Raw genomic sequence first — 10,030 nt, forward strand, 5'->3', positions numbered from 1 at the left:
CTACCGCTTCCGGCGAACAGAAAGGATCAGTTTCCGAACGCTAGGGACAATATACAAGTAAGCAAAGAAAGCAGCTTCCCACCGCCAATCCTTGCCATGCGCCTCCAGACCGCTCTCTCGGAGTGGTCCAACCGGGGGAGTGTCGTTAGCGGGGTTTCCTCGTTGTTGGCATGTAGAAGAGGCACGGGCATCGCACCGCCATACGAAGTGGATCAGCAATCATTCATCCGGCCTCGCGCTACGCGCTCACCCGTCAGGCAAAACCGAAACCCATCGCTACATCGCATTACTACACGCTGCTTTTGTAATTGCTGCATGCTTCAAAGTACCACTGCTTGGCAGGTCTGTCGTCGGGCACGAAGTGCCACGACGGATGTATGACTGCTGATCCACTCCGTATGGTGGTGCGACGTGCACACCTTTTCTACATGCCAACAACGATGAAACCCCGCTAACGACACTCCCCCGGTTGAACCACTCCGTTTGAAGCGCGAGTGAACACGGGTTAGGGCTGGCGTTTGAAAGCTGCTTTCTTTGCTTACTTTCTTTGCAGCAGCAAAGAAAGTGAGTCCCGCCCCGGACAGGGGCAGAGCAAATAAACCACTAAGAAAACAAGTTCCATGGAAACACAAGCGCATCAAACGGTGTAAACAACAACCCCACCCCACCCCACCCCACCCCAAGCGCCAGCGACCCAAACCCCAAGCGCCAGCGACCCGCCAAGCTCATTGAATAAATTTCTGCAACTCGATCGTGCTCGGGCGCTCGAAAATCTCCTCCGGTGTGCCGCTCTCCCAAACGCGCCCCTGATGCATGAACACGACCTTGTCACTCACGCGCCGCGCAAACCGCATCTCGTGCGTAACCATGATAAGCGTCATCCCGTCACGCGCAAGACCCTCGACCACGGCAAGCACCTCACCCACAAGCTCCGGATCAAGCGCCGATGTAATCTCGTCGCAAAGCAAAACCGAAGGCTTCATCGCGAGCGCGCGGGCAATGGCAACACGCTGCTGTTGTCCGCCGGACAATTGCTCGGGGTAAGCATCGAACTTGTCCGCAAGACCCACCCGCTCCAGCACCTCTTCAGCCGTCGCGCGCGCCTTCGACTTGTGGACCTTCTTGACCACCGTCTGCGCAAGCATCACGTTCTGTCCCGCCGTCAGATGCGGGAAAAGGTTGTACTGCTGGAACACCATCCCGACCTTCAGTCGCAACGCGCGCAGATCGGCGTGGCGCGCATCCATGTGCTCGCCGTCGATCTCGATCGTGCCTTCGTCGATGCTTTCAAGTCCATTCAACGTGCGCAGCAACGTGCTCTTGCCCGAGCCGCTCCGCCCGATGATCGCGACGACCTGTCCCGGCTCGACCGCAAAATCGATGCCCTTCAGGACCTGATTCGAACCGAACTGCTTCTGGAGATTGCGGGTTTCAACGAGCGGCATTCCATTTCCTTTCCAGCGTGCGCGCGTAGCGGGTGAGCGGATAGCAAAGCACGAAATAGATCACGGCGACAAGGCCATACACGAGAAACGGCTTGAACGTCGCGTTTGAAATCATCGTGCCGGCTTTGGTGAGTTCGGTAAAGCCGATGATCGAGACGAGCGCCGTGTCCTTCACGGCCTGCACGCCGAAGCCGACCGTCGGACCGATCGCAATGCGCGCGGCTTGCGGCAGGATCACGTGACGAAGCTGTTCGAAGTAGTTCATCGCGAGACTCGACGACGCTTCCCATTGCCCCTTCGGAACCGCCTCGACACAGCCGCGCCAGATTTCCGCGAGATACGCGCTCGTGAACAGCGTGAGGCCGACCGTCGCGGCAATCCACGGCGACACTTCGACGCCGAGCAGCGGCAACCCGAAGAACACGAGGAACAACTGCATCAGGAGCGGCGTGCCCTGGAATATCTCGATGTACAACTTGACGGCCGTGCGCAGGACGCGCGACTTCGACACGCGCATCACGAGCAGTGCGAAGCCGACCACGCCCCCCGCGACAAACGAGACGATCGACAGGACGATGGTCCAGCGCGCGGCGAGCAACAGGTTCGTGAGGATCTGCTCGAACGAGAATTCGATCATCGCGCGCCTCGCAGATTGCGCGAAAAGAGACGCTTGCCGGCGGAGTTGAGGAGCCAGCGCAGCACGATCGCCATCACGAGATACGACGCCGTGATCAGGAAGTACGTCTCGAACGCACGGAAGTTGCGCGACTGGATGTAGCTCGCCGCATACGTGAGGTCGGGCACCGAGATCTGCGAGACGACCGCCGAACCGAGCATCGTGATGACGATCTGGCTTGCGAGCGCGGGGAAGACCTTCGCGATCGCCTGCGGCAGCACGACGTGCCGAAAGATCTGCCCGCGCGACATCGCAAGCGATGCCGCCGCTTCGTGGTGTCCCTTCGGCACGGCGGCGATCCCCGCGCGAATGATCTCGACCGAATAGGCGCCGAGGTTCAATGTCATCGCGAGAATGGCGGCGGTGAATTCGTCGAGATGCACGCCCAAGGCCGGCAAGCCGAAGAACACGAAGAACAACTGCACGATGAACGGCGTGTTGCGTATCGCCTCGACGTAGCCTCTTACCAGCGCGCGCAGCCAGCCGTGCTTGCTGTCGCTGCCCGCCGCGCCGAGCACGCCGACGGCGATGCCGAGCGCGGTCGACACGGCCGTGAGGCCGAGCGTCGTCGCGGCACCGCTCGCGAACATGCCGACGTATTCCCCGAGATCGCCAAACTGAAGTTCATAGGCCATTAAAAGCGTTGCCTTTCTTTATTCATATGTGGGTTACAGGCTCGCCGGCAGCGGTTGGCCGAACCACTTCTTCGACATCGCTTCGAGCGTGCCGTCCTTCTTCGCCTGCGCGATGGCCGCATCGACCTTGGCGAGCAGGCGCGGTTCGTTCTTGTTCGTGCCGACGAAGCACGGCGAGTTCTTGATGACGAACTTCGCTTCGGGACGGCGCGGCGGATTCTTCGCGAGAATCGCGGCCGCGACGATATTGCCCGCCGCGATCAGTTGCACCTGGCCCGAGAGGAACGCGGAGATCGTCGCGTTGTTGTCTTCGAAGCGCTTGATGGTCGCGTTCGGCGCCATCTGCGTGAGCGCGATTTCTTCGAGCGCGCCGCGCGTCGCACCGACCGTCTTGCCGGTGAGATCGGCGGGGCCGCTCACCTTGATGTCGGCGGGGCCGAACACGCCCTGGAAGTAGGGCGCGTAAGCCGTCGAGAAATCGAGCACCTTCTCGCGCTCGGGCGTCTTGCCGAGCGACGAGATCACGAGGTCGACCTTGTTCGTCGTCAGGTACGGAATGCGGTTCGCGCTGTTGACCGGCACGAGTTCGAGCTTCACGCCCATCGACTTCGCGAGCAGCGCGGCCATGTCGATGTCGTAGCCTTGAGGCTTCATGTCGGCGCCGACCGAGCCGAACGGCGGATAGTCTTCCGGCACGGCGACGCGCAGCGTGCCGCTCTTCGCGATGGTATCGAGTGCGTCGGCGTGAGCGGCGAGCGGAGCGAGGGCGAAGAGGGGCGCGGCGGCGAGCGCAGCGAGCGCCATCCGGCGCACGCGGAAAAGCGTGTGGTTCATCGATGATCCTGTTGTGTGTTGTGCGCGTCTTCTGGTTGGCGCGACTTGGAGCCGGATCACTTAAGCGAGACTCGTGCCATTACGCGGACACAGCCGACCTGCAAGCATCTGCCGCTTCGCCCGAAGCTAACACGCACAAATTCGGGGCGCAATAAAGCGCTGCTTTGGTGCTTGCCCTGCGTGGTCCCTACGTGGTCCAGAGACGCAGCGGCTTCGCTTCGATGCCGTGAACCAGCGGACGCAGTTGCATCCAGCAGTCGGTGAGCGCGCGTTGCAGCGGTTCCATCGAACGGCTCACCGCGCGCACGATCAGCACGCCCGGCGCGACGCAGGAAGCGGCGGCGCGCAGGGTGTCGTCGAAGGGGAGACGGGCGGTGAGCGTTTCGGCAAGCGCATCGCTGCACGCGGGGCCGAGCGCCCATAGCGTGCCGTAGGCGGCGAAGTTCGCAAGGCCTTGAGGCGCATCGCGTAGCGGATCCTCGGCCGTGAGATGGGCGCGTTCGAACCAGCGCAGGCGGCCTTCGCTGTTCCTGATGCGCGACACCGCCGAGAGCCTTCCGCTCGACCATCGCTCGCCCGCTGCCTGCCGGCCAAGCTGCATCGCATCCCAGCCGATGGCGGTGGCGTCGTCGTCGAGGGTGAGCGCGAATTCCAGCTCCACGTTCGACGACTCGAACACGATGTTGTTCTGCGGCAGCCAGTCGAGCTTCGCGCCCGCGCCGACGCGAATCCCGATGTGTTGCGTCGCGAGCTTGCCGTTCGATTTGTACCACTTGGTTGCGCCGGGTGTCGTGATGACGGCGTGGGTGTGATCGGCGAGATCGATGTCGATGGAAAGCCGGTCGCCGCCCGCGACACCGCCTGGCGGATGCACGATTACCGCGTGGCAGATGGCATCGCCTTCGGGATAGAGCGGCCGTTGCAGGCGCAGCGGCCCTTCGTGCCTGCGATGTGTGAGGACCGTGCGCGCGTGTTGCCGCGTGAAGCCGAGTTCGAGGCGGCCGCGCCATTCGTCGGCATGCAGGAGCGTTGCGTGGGGAGCGTGGTGCATGAGTGCAGAGCGAGGCGGAGAGCCGCCATGGTACGTCCTCGATCAGACCGCGATCAACTCCCGCACGCCGTGCGTTTCCATGTCGGTGCCGGCGCCGCCCGCGACGATCTCGCCGCGGCTCATCACCCAGTAGCGATCCGCGAGTTCGCGCGCGAAGTCGTAGTACTGTTCGACGAGCAGTACGGTCATGCCCATTTCGTCGACGAGTTGGCGCAGCGTGCGGCCGATGTCCTGGATGATCGACGGCTGGATGCCTTCTGTCGGTTCATCGAGGATCAGCAGTTGCGGTTCGCTCATCAGCGCGCGGCCGATGGCGAGTTGCTGTTGCTGACCGCCGGAGAGATCGCCGCCGCGGCGGCTTTTCATGTCGCGCAGGACGGGGAAGAGTTCGTAGATACGGTCGGGCACTTTCGATGGCGCCTTGCGGCTTGCCGCGCCGACCATCAGGTTTTCCTCGACGGTGAGCCGCCCGAAGATGTCGCGGCCTTGCGGCACGTAGGCGAGACCGTTCGCGACGCGCTTGTAGGTCGGCATCGAGGAGATTTTCGTGCCGCGCCAGGAGATGGTGCCGCTTTTGGTCGGCACCACGCCCATCAGGCAGCGCAGGAGCGTCGTTTTGCCGACGCCGTTGCGGCCGAGCAGGACGGTCAGCTTTCCGTCGGGGACGGTCATCTTCACATCGCGGAGGATGTGGCTGCCGCCGTAGTATTGGTTTAGCGAGTCGACTTCTAGCATTTGGTTGGGTCCTGAGGTGTTTACACCGTTTGATGCGCTTGTACTTCCGTGGAACTTGTATTCATGTCGGTTTATTTGCTCTGCCCCTGTCCGGGGCGGGACTCACTTTCTTTGCTGCTGCAAAGAAAGTAAGCAAAGAAAGCAGCTTCCCACCGCCAATCCTTGCCATGCGCCGCCAGACCGCTCTCTCGGAGTGGTCCAACCGGGGGAGTGTCGTTAGCGGGATTTCACCGTTGTTGGCATGTAGAAGAGGCACGGGCATCGCACCCCAATACGAAGTGGACCAGCAGTCATACATCCGGCCTCGCGCTACGCGCTCACCCGTCAGGCAAAACCAACACCCATCGCTATCGCCATCGCTATATCTACATCCTACGTTCGTGCTTGCTGCGTGCTTCAATTCACCACCGCTAGCAGACCTGTCGTCCGGCACGAAGTGCCTAGACGGATGAATGACTGCTGATCCACTCCGTGTCGCGGTGCGACGTGCGCGCCTTTTCTACATGCCAACAACGGTGAAACCCCGCTAACGACACTCCCCCGGTTGGACCACTCAGAGGGAGCGGTCTGGAGGCGCATGGCAAGGATTGGCGGTGGGAAGCTGCTTTCTTTGCTTACTTTCTTTGCAGCAGCAAAGAAAGTGAGTCCCGCCCCGGACAGGGGCAGAGCAAATAGACCGCTAAGAAAACAAGTTCCATAGAAGCACAAAAACATCAGACGGTGTAAATCACACCCGCCCCACCCCCACCCCCACCCCCACCCCAAGCGTCAGCGGCCTAAATACGACTCGATGACTGCATCATCACGCTTGACCTCATCGAGCGTCCCGTCCGCCAGGACACTCCCCTCCGCCATGACAGTGACCTTCCCGGTTGCCCCGGAGAGCGCAGCAACAAACTCCATATCATGCTCGACGACCATCATCGAACACGTGCCGCGCAGCTTGTTGAGCAACTCCGCAAGTTCCATCGTCTCGTGATCCGTCATGCCGGCTGCCGGCTCGTCAAGCAGCAACAGGGCAGGCTGCTGCATCAGCAACATGCCGATCTCCAGCCGCTGCTTCTGCCCATGCGAAAGTTCGCCAGCCAGCCGCGTCGCCTCGTGCTGCAAGCGAATCAGCTCCAGCGTCTCCTCGATCCGGGCCTGCGCGCTCCGGTCCAGCCGCGCCCGCAACGATGCAAGCCAGCCCTTGTCGGTCTTCATCGCGAGTTCGAGGTTCTCCCACACCGGATGATTCTCGAACACCGTCGGCTTCTGGAACTTGCGGCCAATGCCCGTGCGCGCGATCACCGGCTCCGACATGCGCGTCAAGTCGAGCGTCTGGCCGAGAAAGACCTTGCCGCCGTCAGGCCGCGTCTTGCCCGTGATGACGTCCATCATCGTCGTCTTGCCCGCGCCGTTCGGGCCGATCACGCAGCGCAACTCGCCGACGTCGATCGACAACGTCAGCTTGTTCAGCGCGCGAAAGCCATCGAAGGAAACGGTCACGTCTTCGAGATACAGGATCGTGCCGTGCGAGATGTCGATCTCGCCCGGCGCGAGCACGTGGCCCAGGCCCGTGATGCCGTTCATGTTTCGCTCGCTGGCTTCCGGGATCGGCGGCAAGTCGACGATCAATGCGTTGTGAGCGGTCATTGCGCATGCCCTCCCGTCTTCTTCCGGCGCAGCGCCATGTCGATCAGGCCCATGATTCCGTTCGGCAGCAGAAGCGGCACGAGCGTGAAGATGAGGCCCAGGAAAAACAGCCAGTATTCGGGGAAATTCGCCGTGAAAAAGCTCTTCGCGCCATTCACCGCGAACGCGCCGACGATCGGTCCGATCAGCGTGCCGCGTCCGCCGACCGCGACCCAGATCGCCATCTCGATCGAGTTCGCCGGCGACATCTCGCTCGGATTGATGATGCCGACCTGCGGCACGTAGAGCGCACCCGCGATGCCGCAGAGCACCGCCGACACGGTCCAGATGAAAAGCTTGTACGCGAGCGGGCTGTAGCCGAGGAACATCAGCCGCGCCTCGCCATCGCGCACGCCGGTCACGACGCGCCCGAGCTTCGACGTGACGATCGCGCGTGCCGCCAGGAACGCGACGACGAGCACAGCGAACGTGATCAGGAAGAGGGCGGTGCGCGTGCCCGGATGCGTGATCGGGAAGCCCGCGATGCGCTTGAAGTCGGTGAAGCCGTTGTTGCCGCCGAAGCCCGTCTCGTTGCGATAGAAGAGCAGCATCGCGGCGAAGGTCATCGCCTGCGTGATGATCGACAGATACACGCCCTTCACGCGCGAGCGAAACGTGAAGAAGCCGAACACCCACGCGAGCACGCCGGGCACCAGCACGACGAGCGCCAGTGCATACCAGAGATGCTCGGTGCCTTCCCAGTACCACGGCAGCTTGTGCCAGTCGAGGAACACCATGAAGTCGGGCAGGTCACTCTGGTAATTGCCTTCGCGGCCGATCGAGCGCATCAGGTACATGCCCATCGCGTAGCCGCCGAGCGCGAAGAAGAGCGCGTGCCCGAGGCTCAGGATGCCGCAGTAGCCCCACACGAGATCGAGCGCGAGCGCGCCGATTGCGTAGCACATCAGCTTGCCAATCAGCGTCATCGAATACGCCGAGAGATGGAACGTGCTCGTCTCCGGCAGCACGAGCGCGGCCACCGGCACGCAGATGCCCATCGCGATGATGAGCGCGACGAGCGCGAGCCAGCCGTTGCGCGGCAGGAGCGCGGCGCGCGGCGGCAGGCCGAGCGCGAAGCCTTCTTTTCGTGCGCGGTCGTCGGGTTGCGGTTCGACGTCGAGATTCGCGCCGACGTTGGTCGAGGAAGCAGTCATGTCAGGCCTCCGCGCTGCGGCCCTTGAGGGCGAACATGCCCTGCGGGCGCTTCTGGATGAACAACACGATCAGCACCAGCACCGCGATCTTAGCGAGCACCGCGCCCCAGAACGGTTCGATCGTCTTGCTGATGAGCCCGAGCCCGAAGCCGCCGATCACCGTCCCCGCGAGTTGCCCGACGCCGCCGAGCACGACCGCCATGAACGAATCGATGATGTAGCTCTGGCCGAGGTCCGGCCCGACATTGCCGATCTGCGAGAGCGCGCAGCCGCCGAGTCCCGCGATGCCGGCGCCGAATGCGAACGCGTAGGAATCGACGCGCGCCGTCTTCACGCCGACGCAGGCCGCCATGCGGCGGTTCTGCGTCACGGCGCGCACGAAGAGGCCGAGGCGCGTCTTCGTGAGCACCGCCCACGCGATGAACACGACGGCGAGCGAGAAGGCAAGGATCGTCAGCCGGTTGTACGGCAGGATCAGGTTCTGCATGACATTGACGCCGCCGCTCATCCACGACGGGTTCGTCACCTGCACGTTCTGAGCGCCGAAGATCGTGCGCGTGGCCTGAATCAGGATCAGGCTGACGCCGAAGGTCGTCAAAAGAGTTTCGAGCGGGCGTCCATAGAGGTGCTTCAAAACGAGCCGTTCCAGCACGATGCCGACCGCCGCAGCGGCCACGAACGATACCGGCACGGCAAAGAGCGGATACCAGTTGAACGCGGCGGGCGCGTAGTGCTGCACCAGGTTCTGCACGACATAGGTGGCGTACGCGCCGATCATCAGGAACTCGCCGTGCGCCATGTTGATGACGCCGATCAGGCCATACGTGATCGCGAGGCCGAGCGCGGCGAGCAGCAGCACGCTGCCGAGCGACAATCCCGCGAACACCGTGCCCGCGATCTGACCGCGCCGCTGGATCGAATCGAGGTCTTCGATGCCTGCCTGCGCGGCGGCGCGCACGCGATCGTCGCTTTCATTGAAGGTGCCGTCCGGCTTCTTCGCGACGAGCGGACGCAGCAGTTCGCTCATGTCGAGGTCGTGTCGCGCGACGACGAGTTGTACCGCTTCAAGGCGGTTCTTTGCGTCGGCGTCGTGCAGGGCGGTCATGGCCCAGAGCGTGTCGAGGCGCTTCTTGAGGTCCGCGTCGGTTTCGGCGGCGCGGGCGCGGTCGATGAGCGGCTTCATCGAGGGATCGGGGTTCTTCAGCAGCGCGGCGACGGCCTCGCGGCGTTTCGCGACATCGGTCGATGCGAGTTGCAGCGCCGACAATGCGCCTGCTACCTTCGCGCGCAGCAGGTTGTTCAGCGTGATCGACTGCGCATCGGGCGCCTCGACGATCTTGCCGGTCAGCGGGTCCTTGTTGCCGTCGTCGGTTTGCAGGAGGACGCGGCCCTTGTCGGTGGCGACGAGCGAACCGTCGGCGAGCGCGGAAAGGACCGCGACAGAGGGCGCATCGGCGTTGGCGACGAGCTTGTCGATGGCGGCGGCCTTGGCGTCGAAGTCGTCGGCGGCGAGCGGGGCGAGATCATCGGCGGTGAGGCTCGCGAAGGCGGCGAGCGGCGCGCAGGCGATCAATAGCGCGAGGAGTATGCGGCGGGCCGCGCGGGGCAGGGTGTTTCCTGTGAAACCTGTCATGATGGCCTTTCGGGTGATGGTCGCTGGCGCTTGGGGTGGGGTGGGTTGGGTTGGGTGGGGTTGCTTACACCGTTTGATGCGCTCGGGCTTCTATGAAACTTGTATTCTTTGCGGTTTATTAGCTCTGCCCCTGTCCGGGGCGGGACTCACTTTCTTTGCTGCTGCAAAGAAAGTAAGCAAAGAAAGCAGCTTT

Annotated in this window: 10 protein-coding genes; 1 reads left to right on the forward strand and 9 read right to left on the reverse strand. The window is 62.9% G+C overall.

All coding sequences use genetic code 11. The features are described from left to right. Window positions 1–725: 725 nt before the first annotated feature. The 9 genes from AWB68_RS39560 to urtB form a co-directional block, all read right to left on the reverse strand. Window positions 726–1,445: an amino acid ABC transporter ATP-binding protein gene (locus AWB68_RS39560; protein ID WP_087649638.1), complete on the reverse strand. Its 720-nt coding sequence runs from the start codon at window positions 1,443–1,445 to the stop codon at window positions 726–728. Next, window positions 1,432–2,082: an amino acid ABC transporter permease gene (locus tag AWB68_RS39565; RefSeq protein ID WP_087649639.1), complete on the reverse strand. Its 651-nt coding sequence runs from the start codon at window positions 2,080–2,082 to the stop codon at window positions 1,432–1,434. The genes AWB68_RS39560 and AWB68_RS39565 overlap by 14 nt, the downstream gene beginning before the upstream one ends. Continuing rightward, window positions 2,079–2,756, reverse strand: a complete 678-nt coding sequence (locus AWB68_RS39570; RefSeq protein WP_087649640.1) for an amino acid ABC transporter permease — start codon at window positions 2,754–2,756, stop codon at window positions 2,079–2,081. The genes AWB68_RS39565 and AWB68_RS39570 overlap by 4 nt, the downstream gene beginning before the upstream one ends. 33 nt (window positions 2,757–2,789) lie before the next feature. Next, on the reverse strand, window positions 2,790–3,590 hold the full coding sequence (locus tag AWB68_RS39575; protein ID WP_087649641.1) for a transporter substrate-binding domain-containing protein: 801 nt from the start codon (window positions 3,588–3,590) through the stop codon (window positions 2,790–2,792). Window positions 3,591–3,777: 187 nt separating this feature from the next. Continuing rightward, window positions 3,778–4,641 (reverse strand): urease accessory protein UreD, encoded by an 864-nt coding sequence (locus AWB68_RS39580; protein WP_087649642.1) that lies wholly within the window; start codon window positions 4,639–4,641, stop codon window positions 3,778–3,780. 42 nt (window positions 4,642–4,683) lie between these two features. Continuing rightward, window positions 4,684–5,376 (reverse strand): urea ABC transporter ATP-binding subunit UrtE, encoded by a 693-nt coding sequence (urtE, locus tag AWB68_RS39585; RefSeq protein WP_087649643.1) that lies wholly within the window; start codon window positions 5,374–5,376, stop codon window positions 4,684–4,686. A gap of 768 nt (window positions 5,377–6,144) precedes the next feature. Continuing rightward, window positions 6,145–6,948, reverse strand: coding sequence for an urea ABC transporter ATP-binding protein UrtD (gene urtD / locus AWB68_RS39595; RefSeq protein WP_200828928.1), 804 nt, complete (start codon window positions 6,946–6,948; stop codon window positions 6,145–6,147). A 59-nt stretch (window positions 6,949–7,007) separates the two neighbouring features. Then, the gene (gene urtC, locus AWB68_RS39600; RefSeq protein WP_087649646.1) at window positions 7,008–8,204 is read right to left on the reverse strand and encodes an urea ABC transporter permease subunit UrtC; all 1,197 of its coding nucleotides are present in this window, start codon (window positions 8,202–8,204) and stop codon (window positions 7,008–7,010) included. 1 nt (window position 8,205) lies between these two features. Then, window positions 8,206–9,837: an urea ABC transporter permease subunit UrtB gene (urtB, locus tag AWB68_RS39605; protein ID WP_087649647.1), complete on the reverse strand. Its 1,632-nt coding sequence runs from the start codon at window positions 9,835–9,837 to the stop codon at window positions 8,206–8,208. On the opposite strand from urtB, the gene AWB68_RS50135 reads away from it, so the two are divergent. After that, window positions 9,836–10,030: hypothetical protein (locus AWB68_RS50135; RefSeq protein WP_235028756.1), on the forward strand; the 195-nt coding region annotated here is incomplete at its 3' end. The genes urtB and AWB68_RS50135 overlap by 2 nt on opposite strands.

This window comes from Caballeronia choica (assembly GCF_001544535.1).
GTDB classification, from domain to species: domain Bacteria; phylum Pseudomonadota; class Gammaproteobacteria; order Burkholderiales; family Burkholderiaceae; genus Caballeronia; species Caballeronia choica.